This is a genomic window from Pontibacter sp. LHS2, from assembly GCF_058932845.1.
Genome location: NZ_JBZYWG010000001.1, coordinates 1,844,388 through 1,860,484, shown reverse-complemented (window position 1 = coordinate 1,860,484; position 16,097 = coordinate 1,844,388). Strand labels below are relative to the sequence as shown.

The following is a 16,097-nucleotide window of genomic DNA, read 5'->3' as shown; positions in this document are numbered from 1 at the left end:
TATGTTCGCATTCTCGATAAAGCAGAACATGCAAACGATAGATCCAATTCAAATTTGAATGGCAAATTTCGAAAAAGAATACGAAAAGAGTCCAATTAAAACGGATTGCCTCGAACTTTATTTGAAGGGAGGAATCTTGTATTGTGTTTATGACGAGATAAAGGAGCTGGACCTTGAAAAGGCCCGTGTATGCGTGCAGGATCGGCTAAACTATGTCGGTGAGCAGGTGTACCCCAGTTTGTTTGATATCACACGTGTCAAGCACTCCACCAAAGAAGCCCGTGACTACCTGGCCAATGAAGGCAATGCCGGAGTTTCAGCCAGTGCTATTTTGGTGAGTTCGCCGATGGTAAAAATGGCGGCCAACATCTACATAAAAGTAAACAGGCCTAAAAACCCTACATTGATGTTTACCAATCAGACAGAGGCAGTTGCCTGGCTGGAACAATTCAAATAATAGCCTGGCTTAGTTGCAATACATGAAAACTACTGTAGGCAGGAAATGAAAAAGCCTCTCCATTGCGGAGAGGCTTTTTGCTGGGTTAAAGGAAAGGGTTAAGTTTAGTTCATGCCATTGCCGTCACCTTGCTTGGCATCGTCGTTTCGGATGCTCTTCTTGCGCTTAGGCGGACGCTGCTGGTCCATCTTGCCAAAGCGGTAGTCGAAGCTCACACGGAAGCCGCGGTTGAAGTTGTTGATGCGGATCTGCTGAGTGTAAGCTCTAGAATCTTCTGTTTCAGCTACACGCACATCGTTACGCATCAGCATACTCTTTCGGAATGGGTTGTCCATGCCTATGCTTATACCACCTTTCTTGTCGAACAACTCTTTTTTGAAAGCTAGAGTGTGGTACGAGAAAGCAGCGAAGTTACCTAGCAGCTGCACTCGTCGGGAGTTAAAGCCCCCATTAAACTGTGCCGTAATGCCCTTGCCCAAGTTGTAAGACGAGTTTAAGTTGACGTTGTACATCCAGCCGCTGTTTCTTCGGCCTTCACCCGCGTTCAGGTCAACGTAATATATATTCGAGCTACCGCCTATAGTCCAGTTGTTAGTCGGTTTGGTATTACCGAACAGACTCACGCCATAGGTTCTATTCTTGGCGATGTTAGCAAAAGTAAGCGTTGTGATATCAATAAGTTTTTCGGTCTGCTCGTCGTACTCAGAGTCAATACTCGCCACCGTTTCAATCGCATTATCAGTCTGACGCATATAACCAGTCACATTGATTGATGTGGTCTTAAAGTAAGTACTGTAGCCTACTTCATACAGGTTAGTTAGCTCGGCCTCGAGTTTTGGATTACCCTGCACACGCGTGTTTGAGGTCTGCTCTTGCAAATAAGGATTTAAGTAGAAGAATGACGGGCGTTGGATGCGCTGTGTATAATTCGCTTTAAATGTATGCTTCTGATTCAGTGTATAAGACAGGGCCACACTCGGAATAAAGTTGTAATAGTCGTCCACGAAGTTGCTTTCCTCTGGTGCTTTATCGTTTTCAATGGCCTTGTAGCGGCCCTTAATATCAGTATACTCATAGCGACCACCTAGTTTTACGTTTAGCTTCTTCTTCAACATAAACCCGTAAGTCATGTATGAAGAATACACATCTTGTTCGTATAAGAAATCGATTAAACGGCGTTCCTCATTTCCTGAGATGGGTATAGATCTATTTAGGGCGTCACTTTCCACATCACGGAAAATAGACTTTGCTCCAATCTCAAACAGGGTTTTATTGGCGAAAGGGTGTGTGTAATCAGCCTGGAAAGTGAGCTCCTTGTTCGCCCCATCGTTCATGTTGCGGATCAGCCTGAATGGCGTCTCTCCTGTGTTAAAATTATCTTGACGGATGTTATTGTCTGTGTCGGTAACTGAGTAGAGCGAAAGAAGCGCCAGCTCTTGTCCCGGCTTCTTGAAGGTATGCGTAAAGTCCAGATTATAATCAGTGCCAATTCGTTCGTTGCGGTTGCGAATTTGGTTTCGGAAATCAAGGCTTAGAGCGTTGTCCCGGCCGCTACTTACTTCCTGGTCATTTTCCATCCGGAAGATACCGCCGTTACTACGGATGCTACCTGAGATATTATTTTTTGGGTTGATGTCATAGTCAAAGCCAACCAGTGCGTTCATGAATTTGCCATTAATGCGGGTCTCGCCGAACTGAAAGCTAGTGTTATTACCCGAGAGGATGGTATTGCTCATGTTACCATGGTTGTAGAACATATTGCCACCAAAGGTACCATTGATGCCCAGCTTGCCACGACGAATGTTCAGGCTGGCATTGGCGTTGCTGTTGCGCGTGCCTGCTGTGGCAGCCACCGAACCGGTTACACCCTGCAGGCCACCGTCTTTCTTGGTGATGATGTTGATGATACCAGCTGTACCTTCCGCGTCATACTTGGCAGAAGGACTGGTGATCACTTCCACGGATTTGATCTGGTCAGCCGGAATTTGCTTGAGTGCGTCGGCTACGCTGCCCGCCATGATAGCAGAAGGTTTGTTGTTAATCAACACGCGCACGTTGGAGCTGCCACGCAGCTGCACGTTGCCATCTGTGTCCAGCGAAAGGGCTGGTACCTTCTGCAACACGTCTGCTGCGTTGCCACCCGAGTTTGTAATATCTTTCTCGGCATTGTACACTGTACGGTCAATTTTCTCCTCTACCAGCGGCTTCTCCCCGGTGATTACTACTTCGCTGAGCTTTTTGGCATCCGTGGCAATAGCAATAGCGCCTACATTCACACTGGAATTGTCAGAAGATACCGTAACATCCTCTACCAACTTCTGCTGATAACCCAGAAAGCTCACCTGCAGCCTGTATTTGCCAACAGCCACTTTGCTGATCGTGAAGCGACCTTTGTCATCAGCCATGGCCCCGTCGATCGGTTTGCCAGTGGCGAGGTTGATCAGCGCCACCGTAGCAAATTCCACTGGTTTTTTGGTATCAGCGTCCTGCACGATACCGACAATAGTAGCGTTGCCACGTGGCACGGCCATACCTGCAGCTGCTTGTTGTGGGGCAGCCTGAGGTGCTTGTGCTAGAGCCGGCACAGTGCTCAGACCCAACAGGGCGAGCAGCAGGCTCTTTTTCATAGTTTTTTCGAGTTGGTGTATACGTTCTCTTTTCATATTTCCGGTCTTCTGTAATTTCTTGCTGATGTAAAGAAAAACCGGGTTTTTGACTCCTGAAAATGGAATATACCAAGGCGTCGCATTTCTATATGAATAGCCTAATATAGCCTATTAGTCATTCGTCGGTAAATAGGGGAGGTTGGTGGAGGGAAAGGTGGTTTGTTAGGTATAGCAGGGGGGGCTTTATGGCGCGAGCGTCCACGCTCGTGTCTACTATGGTGGGGCCTCTGGCCCAGATATAAGTTCAGCGAGTTTGTTTTTTCTGATTCATACCGCAAGTTTAGCGTTAGCGCAACTTGTGGTTTTGCATAGGGCCAGTTTGTAACTGGCGTAGCGTAAGTTTATGGTATATCGAACAGTATTGTCTTATAGCTTCGCCTGTGCGGCGGGCACTCACTTTTTTCCTTGATGAAAAAATAGAGGGCCCCTACCCCCAGTAAGCAAAAAAATCAAGACGATTTTGAACTCGCTGACCGCTCAAACAAAAAATCGTCGTTTGTGCACCTGGCACTGCAGCTTGTTTTATAGCTAGCGTGCGAGTTAGTCTTGCTATACCTACCAGTGGTGTGTAACATAAACTACAATGCTTATACCTGTCAGGTAGTAATAGAAGGAGTTCCCCTCCTTGGCTAAGGAGGGGTAGGGGTGGTTTGACCCGGTATCTGAAACAGAAGCCATAGAGCTTATAGCTGTAGAATGGCTAAAACAAAAAAAGTCCCCACAGATCTGAAAGGCTGTAGGGACTTTTGTCTATTGCCGCTAAAAATACTACACAATCTCAAAAGAATGCGTGATCGTCGCTGTTTTATACAGAATGGCTGCAACAGAGCAATATTTCTCCAGCGATAGCTCAATGGCGCGACGAACCTTGTCCTCATCCAACTGACCGCCTAGTTTGAAGTGAACGTGTATGGTGCTGAACAAATTGAAATCCTGCACTTTCTGACGCTCTGCTTTCACGTTGATATCAAAACTTTCGATAGGCTGACGCTGCTTTTTGAGGATGCTGATAATATCGATGGCGCTGCAGCCACCCAGACCCATCAGCATGAGTTCCATTGGACGGGCGCCTTCGTTATGGCCACCGATCTCAGGATTGGCATCTATGTTTATCGCTACGTTGGCTGCGCCTCTGGCTTCAAAATGGTAGTCCTGGTCTACGCGGGTGAGGTTGATCTCCATGGTGTATATCTCGTTTTTTGATGTCCGAAGGTATAAATTTATACCCGATACACCAAGTCCGGCTCAGGCAGCCAGGTGGGTCACATACTTTACCAGCGAACGCTTGGCGATTGGCAACAGAGCGCTGTCGATCGGGCAGGGTACCTTGGCAGCTACAACAAAAGTAGCGGGATTGGGTAGCTCCTGGTTCTCTTTGACCAGCTGTACCTTCAGGTTTTCGTGTGTCAGGGCCAGGCCTCGACGCACCGTGCGGACTAGTTGCGTGTTGATACCCCGGTACTTCTCATAAGTGTTCTCAAAAACAGAGATGCGGTAGACGTATACCTGGGTTTCTTTGCCCGGGAAGGCGTCCAGGAAAAGATAGCCTTCGTTAAAATACATCGGCGTAATCCCCACCGGGTTAATTTCCAGATGGCGCTCAATGAAGTTATAGAGCTCCTTGCCTTCGCTCAGCGCCTCCGAAAAAAGCGGCGCGGCATACTGGATCACCTCTTCGATCTGGGCCATGGTTTCGTCATCCTGTACGATCTTTTCATACACCAGCTCCAGCTTCTCGAAGTCGGCACGGGTGATTTGCTGCGGGAACGATTCGTATACCAGTTTCTTGTGTTCACGCACCTGCTGCAAGTGACGGTAATGCATGATCAGGTCTGAAAAAACAGGGTAGAGGCGCTGCTGCCCGAATTCAGAACGGACAGCCTGCAGGTAGGCCAGCAAGCGGTATTTTTTATACTCAAAGTCAAGCAATCCTTCTGTCAGCCAGTTGATAGGTAAGTTTTGCATAACGGTAAGTGTTGGGTGAATATGCATAAAAACGATAGGCAGGGCGGCGATGTTGCTCTCCGGCTCTCATTGTCTGCGTAAACTTTAATGGCATGCTGCCGTTTAATTTCAGCACCGGGAAGCCTTGAAGACAGGTGGTCCCGCTTCATCAACTACATATAAGACAGAACATGAATTATACAGAGAATTTCGAAGGAATCAAGATTGACGTACAGGCTGTAGACATTTCCATTTCGGATGATGTGCAGCAACACATTCGCAACACGATTACCAAACTGAAGCGCCACGCCAAGAAGATTGACTCCGTGGACGTGTACTTCAAAGAAGAAGCGAACCACGCCACAGACGCCAAGAAGCTAAGCATGCGCGTAGGTATACCGGGCACAGACGCCTTTGCGGAAGACAATGGCGATAATTGGTACGAACTGCTAAAAAATGTGGAAGACAAGCTCAAGCGGCAGCTCGAGAAAAAATAAGCCGACAGGCACAATACAGCAGACCCGCTGCATGGCACAGGTATAGCACCGGCTGGCAGCGGGTCTGCTGTTAGGTATAGACAGGTATAGAAACTTAGCTTAATATATGGCTACAGCAGATTATAAAGACAAAGTCGTGCTGGTTACCGGTGGCGGCCAAGGTATAGGCTTAGGGATGGCAGAGGCTTTCGCAAAAGCAGGCGCGCAGGTTGTGCTGACAGACACAGATGAGGAGGCCGGGCGTGAAGCGCTGCAGCGCTTGCAGGGCCAACAGCTGAAGGCTACCTTTATACCTTGCGATGTCAGTGCAGAGCAGGAGGTAATTGCCCTGATGGAAAAAGTGGGGGAAACGCATGGCCTGCTGGACGTACTGGTGAACAACGCAGGTATAGCCGATCCCTTTACAGGCAAGCTGGACGAAATAGAGATGGCTACGTTTGACCGCCTGCTGGCTGTGAACCTGCGTGGACCGATGCTCTGCGCCAAGTATGGCCTGTCACTGCTCCGCAAAGCAACGCATCCGGCTATTCTTAACATTACAAGCACACGCGCTTTCATGTCAGAACCTGATACCTTTGCCTACTCTGCCTCCAAAGGCGGACTGGAAGCGCTGACCCATTCCCTGGCCGTGAGCCTGGCACCTGATCGTATCCGGGTCAATGCTATCGCGCCGGGATGGATCGAAACGGGCCCCTGGCAAAAAGAAGAAGAACGCTATGAACCCCAACACACCCGGGAAGACAAAGAGCAGCACCCGGCTGGTAGGATAGGGGAGCCGCAGGATATCGCCGAAGCGGCACTATTTCTGTGTTCAGACAAGGCCGGCTTTATCACAGGGCAGCATCTGGTGATCGATGGTGGGATGACTATAAAGATGATCTATGCCTGAACCTAACCAACTGCATTGGGGTAAAAGCTAAGAAAGATGTAAAAATTGCCTATGGTCAACAGTCCTTACAACCCGGTATTGCTATATGTAACCGACCCCATGTGCGCCTGGTGCTACGGCTTCACGCACGTGATCCGGCGTCTGCGCGCTTTGTGGCATGGCCGGCTTTCTGTAGAGGTGATAGCCGGAGGGCTTCACCCGTTTGCCAGGGAACCTATTTCCCGGGAACAGCGGGAACGCCTGGCAGTAAGCTGGCACCGGGTGCAGGAGCGTACCAGCCTGCCGTTTAACTATAGTCTGTTTCTACAGGAAGGCTTTGTGTATGACACGGAGCCCGCCTGTCGAGCCCTGCATGTTGTGCGTCGGCTGCGCCCAGCCCTCACACTGGAAATACTGCGTGCCATGCATTCAGCTTTTTATGCGGATGGCCTTAACCTGTCAGACCCACAGGTGCTGGCCCATGTGGTCCGTCCTTTCGGGATTCAGGAGAACCTGTTCTATACCTTGTTTGAAGCTGAAGAAATCATTGACGCGACAGAGAAGGAGTTTGAGTTTGTAGAGATGCTGGGTGTTATGAATCTGCCCAGTGTATACATGGAAGGCGGCATGGGACCCGAGTTGCTCGCCAGTGGCTTTTGCCAGCTCGACGAATTAGAAGAAAGGTTGTTGCAGCACCTTGAAATGGTATAAGCCTATACCCAAGGTATAAGTATTTGTGAACGATGTGATTAGGCCACTATTGCATGGCAGGTATTGCTAACGGCGCCATGGGAGTCAATTCACTGTATCAACAGTTTTTTTGCTCCAATATTAAAAGATATGTATATTTAGCTGTAAATTAACGGCTCTGGCCACTCAGGCCAATACATACCCTGTATGAGAAGCAAGATATCTACTAACCAGGTCGATGAATACATCGACAAACTTACACCTGAGAAACAGCTAATTGCGCAAGCAGTACGCCGCATCATCGGCCAGACGGCTGCTCACTTGGAAGAGTGTGTGCGCTGGGAAAATCCCTGCTATTTCTTTTACGGACCTGTTTGCTACTTCGCCTCTTCACGTAGCGGACTGCACTTCGGCTTCTTCCGCGGGAAAGAACTGGATGACCCGAACAAGCGCTTAGTTAGCCGCAACGGTCAGCTGCCGCACATCAAACTTCGCTCGCTGGAAGACATAGACGAAGAGTATTTCAGTGACTTGGTGCGCCAGGCAGTGCAGCTTAACCAGAATTAGGCAGGTCCGGTGTGCAGTGCTCCTGCCTGCATTCCTGCCCCGGCATTTCCAGTTCTACCGTCACGTGGTTTATTTGCGCGTCCTGCATGGTGTCGCGTATGCGTAGCTTCACGTTGTGGGCCTCATCCAAGTTCATATTATCGTTCACAACGGCGTGCATGGTCAGTACATGGCTGAGCCCGTCGAGCGTCCAGAGATGCAGGTCGTGAACAGAGCGTACCTCTGGGAGTAATTCCAGGCGGCGGCGCACTTCCTGCAAACTTATATTGGCGGGCGTACCTTGTAGCAGAATCTGGAGTCCTTTGCGCAGGTTGCGTATTACGTTATAGAGGATAAAGGCTGTGATAAACACGGAAAGCAGCGGATCAATAATAGGCCAGTCGAAGAAATAGAGCAGAATACCGCCTACCAGCACGGCTGCCCAGCCCAGTACATCTTCCAGCAGGTGCAACATCGCTACCTGCTCATTCAGCGATTCGCCTTTTTTCAGCCGCAGGGCCGCAGCTCCGTTCACCAGCACACCCAGTATGGCAAAGCCAATCATGCCGGGCGCGTGCACAGGCTCCGGATTGAAAAGACGCGGAATCGAAACCCAAAGCACGACACCTGACCCAAGCAATAGAACGATCGAGTTGATGATAGCGCCAAGCAGCGAAAAACGTTTATATCCGTAAGAGAACTGCTGATCGCTGCCTTTGTGTGACAGACGATTAAAATACCAGGCAAGACCCAGTGAAAGGGAGTCGCCCAGGTCGTGAAGTGCATCCGAGAGAATGGCCATGCTGTTGATCCAGAGTCCGCCAAATACCTCGATCACGGTGAAACCCAGGTTCAGGAAGAAAGCCACCTTGATGTTGTCGCTCCCGTGATGGTGGTGATGGCCGTGGCCGCCGTGGTGATGATCGTGTGCCATAGACTGCTTATCTTCATCTAAAATATACAGATATTAGCGCAACTGCAAGCTGCCGGACAGCGCAGTTGCGTATTAATCGTATCTTGTCCGGGTAAAGACGTAAAAGTGACAGGAATATGAGAATACTGCTAGTAGAAGACGAACCCAAAGTAGCTTCCTTTATCAAGAAAGGACTGGAAGAACAGTCATATGAAGTGGAACAGGCTTACGATGGCAATTTTGGCCTGAAGATGGCCCTGCAGAATGAGTATGATCTGATCATATTGGATATTATACTGCCGCATATGAATGGACTGGAGGTCTGTCAGGCCATCCGGAAGAAAAAAACGCAGGTTCCCATCCTTATGCTGACGGCGCTCGGCTCTACAGATGACAAGATCATTGGCCTGGATGCCGGAGCTGATGATTACCTTACCAAACCTTTTGAGTTCAAGGAGCTGCTGGCCCGCCTTCGTGCCCTTACCCGCCGCTCAAGTGATAACGGGGGAGGGGAGAAACTCTCCATCGCAGACCTCGAAATGGACATGAGCAGCAAGACTGTGACCCGTGGAGGCAAACCCATCAATCTGACAGCCCGGGAGTTTGCCCTGCTGCATTACCTGCTGCGCAACAGGGGGCGTGTGGTGTCGCGTGTCGATATTACTGAGAGTGTTTGGGAAACCTCCTTTGACACGGGCAGTAACGTGATCGATGTTTACATTAACTTTTTGCGAAAAAAAATAGACAAAGGCTTCCCTGGTAAACTAATCCATACCCTGGTAGGGATGGGCTATGTGCTCAAGGAGGATGACGCATGAGCATCCGTAATAAACTGACTCTGCAGTTTGCCGGTATCTTTGCGCTTATCCTGGTCCTTTTCTCGCTGGTGATCTATTATTTCACCTCACTTTACCGACAGGACGATTTTTACAAGCGCATTGAGGGGCGGGCTTATGACACGGCTGCACATGTGCTCGATGCCGACGAAGTAAGTGAACGGGCTCAGCGCATTAACCAGATTCGCTATTACCGGGTGCTTCCTTTTGAGAAAGTGAGCATTTACCGAAACGATGGCAGTTTGTTCTTCTCAGACGGAGACGGGCAGCTGGAAGTGGCCCCAGACATACTGGAGCGTGTGAAGCAGGAAGGTATAGTGCAGTATACCCACGATGAGCGCCAGGTGGTGGGCGTCCTATATGAAGACAACGAGGGCGATTTTATTGTGCTTTCCTCTTCTGTGGATGCATACAGCTTGCGCAAGCTGCAACATCTGAAGATCATTCTGATCGTCGGCTTTATGGGCTCCATGGTCGTGATCTTGCTGGCTGGCTGGGCCTTTGCCCGCGAAGCCTTGCGGCCTATCACGAATGTAGTGAGCGAGGTGGAGAAGATCAGTGCCTCGGACCTGCATTTGCGCTTGAGCAATGCGGACGGCAAAGATGAGCTGTCATACCTGGCTCAGACCTTCAATAAAATGCTGGATCGTCTGGAATTGGCTTTTGAGATGCAGAGCACCTTTGTATCCAATGCCTCACACGAACTGCGCACTCCCCTTACTGCCATGATCGGCGAGCTGGAAGTAGCCCTGATGAAACCCCGTGAGACAGATGAGTATCAACGGGTGCTGGTCTCTATTCTGGAAGACGCCCGGCTGCTTGCCGAGCTATCAAACGGACTGCTGCAGATTGCGCAGGCAAGCGTCGACACTTCCAAAATAAAGCTCACCCAGCTGCGATTTGATGAATTGCTGTGGATGGCGCATGAGCAAGCCCTGAAGCGGCATCCGGGTGCCCTCTTTGATATAGACTTCGATAATTTGCCGGATGACGAAGATCGCCTGATCGTGAAAGGGAATGATGCCTTGTTACTGATCGCCATTGTAAATGTGCTTGAGAATGCCGCAAAGTTCTCACCAAAAGGAGAGTACAGCACGGTTAGGCTCTCCGCAGATCGGCGCGAAGTAATACTGCAGGTTGCCGACAAGGGGGTAGGCATTGCGCCGCACGACCTCAAGCATGTTTTTGTTCCATTCTTCAGGGCTAATAATGTGCGCAATATAACAGGCCATGGCATCGGCTTGCCACTGACAGAAAGTATCATTAAGCTCCATAAAGGCTCTATTTCAATAGATTCGCGCGTGAACGAAGGGACGGTTGTCACCTTGCGATTACCGCAGGCAATCAGGTTTATTTCAGCCAAAAACGCATTTTAATTTCATTTTAATGTGGTTTTAATGCTGGGTTAATACCCCGCCCGTACATTTGTAAACATAAGGTGAGTATTCTGACTTATGTTCCTGCAGCCGGCCTGTTGGCTGGCGCAGGGATGTGAGTTGGAAATTCCTGTTTCAACTCCTCACCTGAATTTTTACTCTCTCACCTTATTATGAAAAACACTTCCTTTAAACCAGATTACATGGCAAGCCTTGGTAAAGATATTCCGGCTGGCCTGGTTGTATTTCTTGTAGCACTACCACTCTGTCTGGGCATTTCTCTCGCTTCCGGGGCTCCTCTCTTCGCTGGTATTATCACAGGCGTTGTAGGTGGTCTGGTAGTATCCTGGCTCAGTGGCTCACACCTGAGTGTGAGTGGACCGGCGGCCGGACTTACGGTAATCGTACTGAACGGCATCGAAACGCTGCAGTCTTATGAAGCCTTTTTGTTGGCCGTTGTGCTGGCGGGTGTGCTTCAGGTTGCGCTTGGTTTTCTAAAGGCCGGTGTTATCGGTCTCTATTTCCCTTCATCTGTGATCAAAGGAATGCTGGCCGCCATTGGTCTAATCCTTATTCTGAAGCAGATTCCGCATTTTATGGGAGCTGACGACGACTTCTTTGGCGAAATGACTTTCTTTCAGCCAGATGGCCGTAATACCTTCTCAGAAATATTTCATGCATTCGGCGCTATTCAGCTGGGTGCGCTGATCATTGGTATTATCTCACTTGCGGTTTTGATCTTGTGGGAACAGCCATTCATGAAACGCATTAAGCTATTCAAGCTTGTGCCGGGCGCATTGATCGTTGTAATCGGCTCGGTGGCTATAAATTACTTGTTCATTAACTTCCTGCCTGAGTTGGCTGTAGCAGGTACTCACCTTGTGAACTTGCCTGAAATCTCCAGCGTAGGTGCGTTGCAGAATGAACTTCGGATGCCTGCATTCGATCAACTGACGAATCCATCGCTTTATGTGGTTGCCTTTACTATCGCAATCATCGCCAGTCTGGAATCCTTGCTGAGTGTAGAGGCCGTTGATAAGCTGGATCCGCACAAGCGCCGTACTCCAAACAACCGCGAGCTGAAGGCACAGGGCGTTGGTAACATCATTGCTGGTATGCTCGGTGGTATTCCATTGACTGCCGTAATCGTGCGAAGCTCTGCCAACATTGCAGCAGGCGGTAAAACTAAGATGTCGGCCTTTATTCACGGTATATTCCTTTTGCTTTCTGTGTTGTTCCTGGCAGGTTTCCTAAACCAGGTGCCACTTTCTGCGCTGGCTGCCGTGCTCTTGATGGTAGGTTATAAACTGACTAAGCCAACACTCTTCAAAGGACAGCTTAAGCTGGGTCATGAACAGTTCATCCCGTTTGTGGTGACGATCGTAGCGATTCTGTTTACGGACCTGTTGGTGGGTATCCTGATTGGTTTGGCGGTAGGTGTATTCTATATCCTGAAAGCAAATTACAAGTCGCCTTACTTCTTCCACAAGGAGGAGCACCGCGATACAGAGACGATCCGCATCAAGCTGAGTGAACACGTATCATTCCTGAACAAGGCCAGTATTGTGCTGACACTTGAGAAGTTGCCGGAAAACAGTCATGTCATCATTGACGGGGCAAACTCCGAGTACATCGACTATGATGTGCTGGAAGCTATCCACGAGTTTAAGAAAACGGCTCACGAGCGCGGCATATTTGTGGAAGTGCTAAATGTAGAAGAAGTAGAAGTGCTGGACATGCACTAGGTATAAAGTAGACTATGAAAAAAATATTCGAGAATAATAAGAAGTGGGTGGAGCAGAAGCTCAGCGAAGATAAAGACTACTTTAACAAGCTGGCCATGGGCCAGGAACCGCGCTACCTCTTCATCGGTTGTTCCGATAGCCGCGTGCCGGCTAACGAAATTTCAGGCACAGGCCCTGGGGAGATGTTTGTACACCGCAACATAGCCAATTTGGTCGTGCACACTGATATGAACCTGCTGTCGGTGTTGCAATATGCAGTAGAGGTACTGAAAGTAAAAGTAATCATCGTGTGCGGTCACTACGGCTGCGGTGGCGTAGCGGCGGCTGCCGGCAACAAGCAGTATGGCCTGATCGATAACTGGCTTCGCAACATCAAAGACGTGATCAGGTTGCACGAAGAGGAGTTCTCATCCATTGAGGATGAAACAGCCCGTCTGCGCAGATTAGTAGAACTGAACGTGATCGAGCAAGTGCATAACCTGTCTAAGACCTCTATCATCCAGAATGCCATGCAGACCGATGAGCCGCCGAAGCTTTACGGCCTGGTATACGACATCAAAGAAGGCTACCTGAAGGACCTGAACGCATTGGAAAGCGAAGGATCGATCAGAAAGTATGAGCACATCTACAGCTTGCTGCAGGAGGCCTAAATCAACAAAGAGACAACTACTACCTATAATTTCCCTATTACATTTAAATTGTCGGAAAAAGCCCTCACACTTGTGGGGGTTTTTTCTTTTAGATATACCTGTCGTCAGAAGCTTTGTCAACCCGAAAACAGGAAAAGAGACTGTGACGTCCTGCTTACGAATGGTTAGGGAGATGGCTTAGGAGCAATAAAAAAAAGCCCTCCAGATGGGAGGGCTCTTCATGTAAGGTACAGCCTGTTAACGTCCGCCTAACAGGTAGCTCAGCATAAGACTGAAGCCTGCATTGCGGCGCTCTCGGTTTACGAACGGACCTTCATCATCAATTTTTTTCAATCCGCCGGTATAGCGCACTTCAAGGCCCAGGCCATTCGTGGCGCGATAACCCACTGAGCCTACGTAGGCGAAATCAATGGTGTAAGGATTGTCTGATATGTCGTGCTTGGTTGTTACAATTTTGTCGCCGCTGCTGGAGTGCGCCTCGTGTATGTGGCTAGCGTTGTAGATAAAGGACACCTGCGGCCCCAGGTCAAAGAACACACCACTGGCCGATACATGAAACAATACAGGGATGTCAATGTAGTTCAACTTAAATACTTCAGCCGTTTGCAGGTTACTACCCGAGTAGATTTCGCGGCGGGCACCTTTCGAAGTATAGAGTGCCTCTAGCTGTACGCCCATCATATTGTTAAGGTGCTTCTGCAGAAAGATACCCCCTGTATACCCCACTCGGTACTTGTAATTGTCCGTGTCAGCACCGTTGAATGTGGTGTAAGTTGCGCCACCTTTAAAGCCCAGCTGTTGCGCGAATCCGCTGCCTGACATGAGTGCAAAGCAGCAGAATACGAGTAAGAATCTTTTCATAGGAAATACCTGTTTTTATGGTTGGTTTTATGTGGGTGAAATTAGTCAGAAGCGAAAAACAGGTCAATGGAGGATATATATAAATTGTGCTATTTTTCTCATGCAAAAAGCCCGGTCATGATTGACCGGGCTTTTCCTTATTTCTAAAAGGTATAATCAGGTGAATGGCCTATAAGCCTTCTTCCTGTTTACTACCATTCATAGTCTCTGCGAGAGGATGAACCATAAGAGTACGGAGGACCACTGTAGGTGTTACCGTAACTAGTATGCGTTCTTTGGCGGCTGTTATAGTCGCTGTCGTGATCTCTGTCACGCATCTCGTCCATTCTTCTTCTGCGCTCTGCTTCTTCGTCACCGAACCATGACTTTACTTCATCGCCGGCACGGTCAAAGAAACCTCTGTCGTGATCTCTGTCTCTGTCACGATCCCAGTCGCTTGAGCCACGGCTGCTGCCGTAGTTAGATGAACCATAGCTACTGCCGCTGCCATAGCCTGAGCCGTAGCTAGATGAGCCGGAACCGTAGTTGCCAGAACCGTAATTAGACGAGCCTGAGCCATAGTTGCCAGCGCCGTAATTAGATGAACCGGAGCCATAGTTTGATGAGGATCCTGATCCGTAATTACCGGAGCGATAGTTAGACGATCCAGAACCATAGTTGGATGAACCTGAACCATAGTTAGAGCCGCCGTAGTTTGATGAGCCGCTGTAACCGCGGTTTGAACGATAGCTATCGCTGTCACGGTCACGCATATCGTCTCTTCTTCTTCTGCGTTCGGCATCATCGTCGCCGAACCATGATTTTACTTCATCGGAGCCACGATCCCAGGCATCACGGTCACCATAGCGGTTAGATGAATCCCAATCGTTGTTGCCATAACGGCGGTTTGAGCTGGAACCATAGTTGGATCCTGAACCATAGTTGGATGAGCCAGAGCCGTAGTTAGAGCTACCAGCTGAACGACCATAAGACGAGGTGCCGCCATAGCCCGAAGAGGACTGGCTATCACGGCCGCTACCAAAACCACCCATGCGGGAAGAATCGCTGCTTCTGCCTGATGATTCGCTTCCATAAGAGCCTCTTATACGGCTGGTTGGATCATAATCTCCTGAGTAATAATTTCTGCCTGAGCCTCTGCTCTCAGACCTATAATTGTCATTGTATGGGTTTGTGCCCAAATTTTCATAGCTTCTCATAGCTTTACTTAAATTTTAGGTTTGAAAAAAGAACAAATTTGAGACGCTCCAAATAGGGTGCGTCGGTATTTTTTACGGCTATAGTGCTCATAAGTTATTGCTTGCAAAGATCAGCTGAGATGTAGGTTCTAAGAATGGGCATAACATAGCATATGAACAAAATGAGTGAAATTATAAATTGTATTTAAATATTAATAAAGCAAGCTAAGTTATATAGGGGTAATTGAATTATGTAAAGTGTTCTGATATTGACTAGTGAATGGTAGTGTTGGTGTATGGTTGCTAAATAGTTGATAATGGTTTGTTTGGGCCTGGATGGGGTGAATTAGGTTTGGTTGGGTAATTGCATATTTTTTATTTTGTAATTTTTGATAATTACATTGATTTAGTAAATTGCAGGCCTTCAGATTATTTTTTTCTATTTACTTTATTATGAAATTTACAAAATTGCTGGCCTCGGTGATTGCTGTCGTGTCTTTGACAGCTTGTGAAGATGTGTTTGAGGATGGGAGCCTGCAGCCAGATGGTTCGAAGCCTGCTTTAACAATCCGAAATCCTACCAAAGACCAAAAGCTCTCCAAGTCATCGGGACTTCGGGTGAAGCTGACTGCTTCCGACAAAGACAAAGTGAAAGAGCTAACGGTACGGGTGCGTGATATAGGAGGAGACGCTGATTTTATCAATTTCACCACTTACCCTGATAAGAAGATATTGGAGTTCGATACGCTGCTCAATGCCTCCATGCTGCGCCAGGGTGATTATACCCTGACAATTGAAGCAACTGACTTCCGAACGAATGTGGCGACTGATGAAGTGGCTTTTTCAGTTAAATAGGTATACCCACGCATAAGC

Annotated in this window: 16 protein-coding genes; 10 read left to right on the top strand and 6 right to left on the bottom strand. The window is 48.6% G+C overall.

Going from position 1 to position 16,097, the window contains the following annotated elements; all coding sequences use genetic code 11:
• Positions 1 to 58: 58 nt before the first annotated feature.
• On the top strand, positions 59 to 457 hold the full coding sequence (locus tag AC5FX6_RS08080) for a DUF7793 family protein (RefSeq protein WP_493596522.1): 399 nt from the start codon (positions 59 to 61) through the stop codon (positions 455 to 457).
• A 104-nt stretch (positions 458 to 561) separates the two neighbouring features.
• On the opposite strand, the gene AC5FX6_RS08075 is transcribed toward AC5FX6_RS08080, so the two are convergent.
• The 3 genes from AC5FX6_RS08075 to AC5FX6_RS08065 all read right to left on the bottom strand — a co-directional run bounded on the left by AC5FX6_RS08075 (position 562) and on the right by AC5FX6_RS08065 (position 5,088).
• Positions 562 to 3,084, bottom strand: a complete 2,523-nt coding sequence (locus AC5FX6_RS08075; protein ID WP_493596521.1) for a TonB-dependent receptor domain-containing protein — start codon at positions 3,082 to 3,084, stop codon at positions 562 to 564.
• Positions 3,085 to 3,891: 807 nt separating this feature from the next.
• On the bottom strand, positions 3,892 to 4,305 hold the full coding sequence (locus AC5FX6_RS08070) for an OsmC family protein (protein WP_493596520.1): 414 nt from the start codon (positions 4,303 to 4,305) through the stop codon (positions 3,892 to 3,894).
• 63 nt (positions 4,306 to 4,368) lie between these two features.
• Positions 4,369 to 5,088: a hypothetical protein gene (locus tag AC5FX6_RS08065; protein WP_493596519.1), complete on the bottom strand. Its 720-nt coding sequence runs from the start codon at positions 5,086 to 5,088 to the stop codon at positions 4,369 to 4,371.
• 170 nt (positions 5,089 to 5,258) lie between these two features.
• On the opposite strand from AC5FX6_RS08065, the gene hpf reads away from it, so the two are divergent.
• The 4 genes from hpf (at position 5,259) to AC5FX6_RS08045 (ending at position 7,689) form a co-directional block, all read left to right on the top strand.
• Positions 5,259 to 5,564 (top strand): ribosome hibernation-promoting factor, HPF/YfiA family, encoded by a 306-nt coding sequence (hpf, locus tag AC5FX6_RS08060; RefSeq protein ID WP_493596518.1) that lies wholly within the window; start codon positions 5,259 to 5,261, stop codon positions 5,562 to 5,564.
• A 106-nt stretch (positions 5,565 to 5,670) separates the two neighbouring features.
• Complete coding sequence (locus tag AC5FX6_RS08055) at positions 5,671 to 6,453, top strand: glucose 1-dehydrogenase (RefSeq protein ID WP_493596517.1); 783 nt, start codon at positions 5,671 to 5,673, stop codon at positions 6,451 to 6,453.
• A gap of 51 nt (positions 6,454 to 6,504) precedes the next feature.
• Positions 6,505 to 7,143: a DsbA family protein gene (locus tag AC5FX6_RS08050; RefSeq protein ID WP_493596516.1), complete on the top strand. Its 639-nt coding sequence runs from the start codon at positions 6,505 to 6,507 to the stop codon at positions 7,141 to 7,143.
• Positions 7,144 to 7,329: 186 nt separating this feature from the next.
• Entirely contained in the window at positions 7,330 to 7,689 is a 360-nt protein-coding gene (locus AC5FX6_RS08045; protein WP_493596515.1) for a DUF1801 domain-containing protein, read from the top strand.
• On the opposite strand, the gene AC5FX6_RS08040 is transcribed toward AC5FX6_RS08045, so the two are convergent.
• Positions 7,676 to 8,602 (bottom strand): cation diffusion facilitator family transporter, encoded by a 927-nt coding sequence (locus tag AC5FX6_RS08040; RefSeq protein ID WP_493596514.1) that lies wholly within the window; start codon positions 8,600 to 8,602, stop codon positions 7,676 to 7,678. The genes AC5FX6_RS08045 and AC5FX6_RS08040 overlap by 14 nt on opposite strands.
• 116 nt (positions 8,603 to 8,718) lie before the next feature.
• Between AC5FX6_RS08040 and AC5FX6_RS08035 the strand changes: the two genes are divergently transcribed.
• The 4 genes from AC5FX6_RS08035 (at position 8,719) to AC5FX6_RS08020 (ending at position 13,188) form a co-directional block, all read left to right on the top strand.
• On the top strand, positions 8,719 to 9,399 hold the full coding sequence (locus tag AC5FX6_RS08035; protein ID WP_493596513.1) for a response regulator: 681 nt from the start codon (positions 8,719 to 8,721) through the stop codon (positions 9,397 to 9,399).
• Complete coding sequence (locus AC5FX6_RS08030; protein WP_493596512.1) at positions 9,396 to 10,793, top strand: ATP-binding protein; 1,398 nt, start codon at positions 9,396 to 9,398, stop codon at positions 10,791 to 10,793. Before AC5FX6_RS08035 ends, AC5FX6_RS08030 begins: the two co-directional genes overlap by 4 nt.
• Before the next feature lie 203 nt (positions 10,794 to 10,996).
• A complete protein-coding gene (locus AC5FX6_RS08025) occupies positions 10,997 to 12,538 on the top strand; it encodes a SulP family inorganic anion transporter (RefSeq protein WP_493596511.1) in 1,542 nt (513 codons plus the stop codon).
• Positions 12,539 to 12,552: 14 nt separating this feature from the next.
• Positions 12,553 to 13,188, top strand: coding sequence for a carbonic anhydrase (locus tag AC5FX6_RS08020; protein ID WP_493596510.1), 636 nt, complete (start codon positions 12,553 to 12,555; stop codon positions 13,186 to 13,188).
• Between the two features lie 237 nt (positions 13,189 to 13,425).
• On the opposite strand, the gene AC5FX6_RS08015 is transcribed toward AC5FX6_RS08020, so the two are convergent.
• Both AC5FX6_RS08015 and AC5FX6_RS08010 read right to left on the bottom strand, forming a co-directional pair.
• A complete protein-coding gene (locus AC5FX6_RS08015; protein WP_493596509.1) occupies positions 13,426 to 14,049 on the bottom strand; it encodes a porin family protein in 624 nt (207 codons plus the stop codon).
• A 191-nt stretch (positions 14,050 to 14,240) separates the two neighbouring features.
• The gene (locus tag AC5FX6_RS08010) at positions 14,241 to 15,245 is read right to left on the bottom strand and encodes an SWFGD domain-containing protein (protein WP_493596508.1); all 1,005 of its coding nucleotides are present in this window, start codon (positions 15,243 to 15,245) and stop codon (positions 14,241 to 14,243) included.
• A 432-nt stretch (positions 15,246 to 15,677) separates the two neighbouring features.
• Between AC5FX6_RS08010 and AC5FX6_RS08005 the strand changes: the two genes are divergently transcribed.
• Positions 15,678 to 16,079 (top strand): hypothetical protein, encoded by a 402-nt coding sequence (locus tag AC5FX6_RS08005; protein ID WP_493596507.1) that lies wholly within the window; start codon positions 15,678 to 15,680, stop codon positions 16,077 to 16,079.
• Positions 16,080 to 16,097 lie beyond the last annotated feature (18 nt).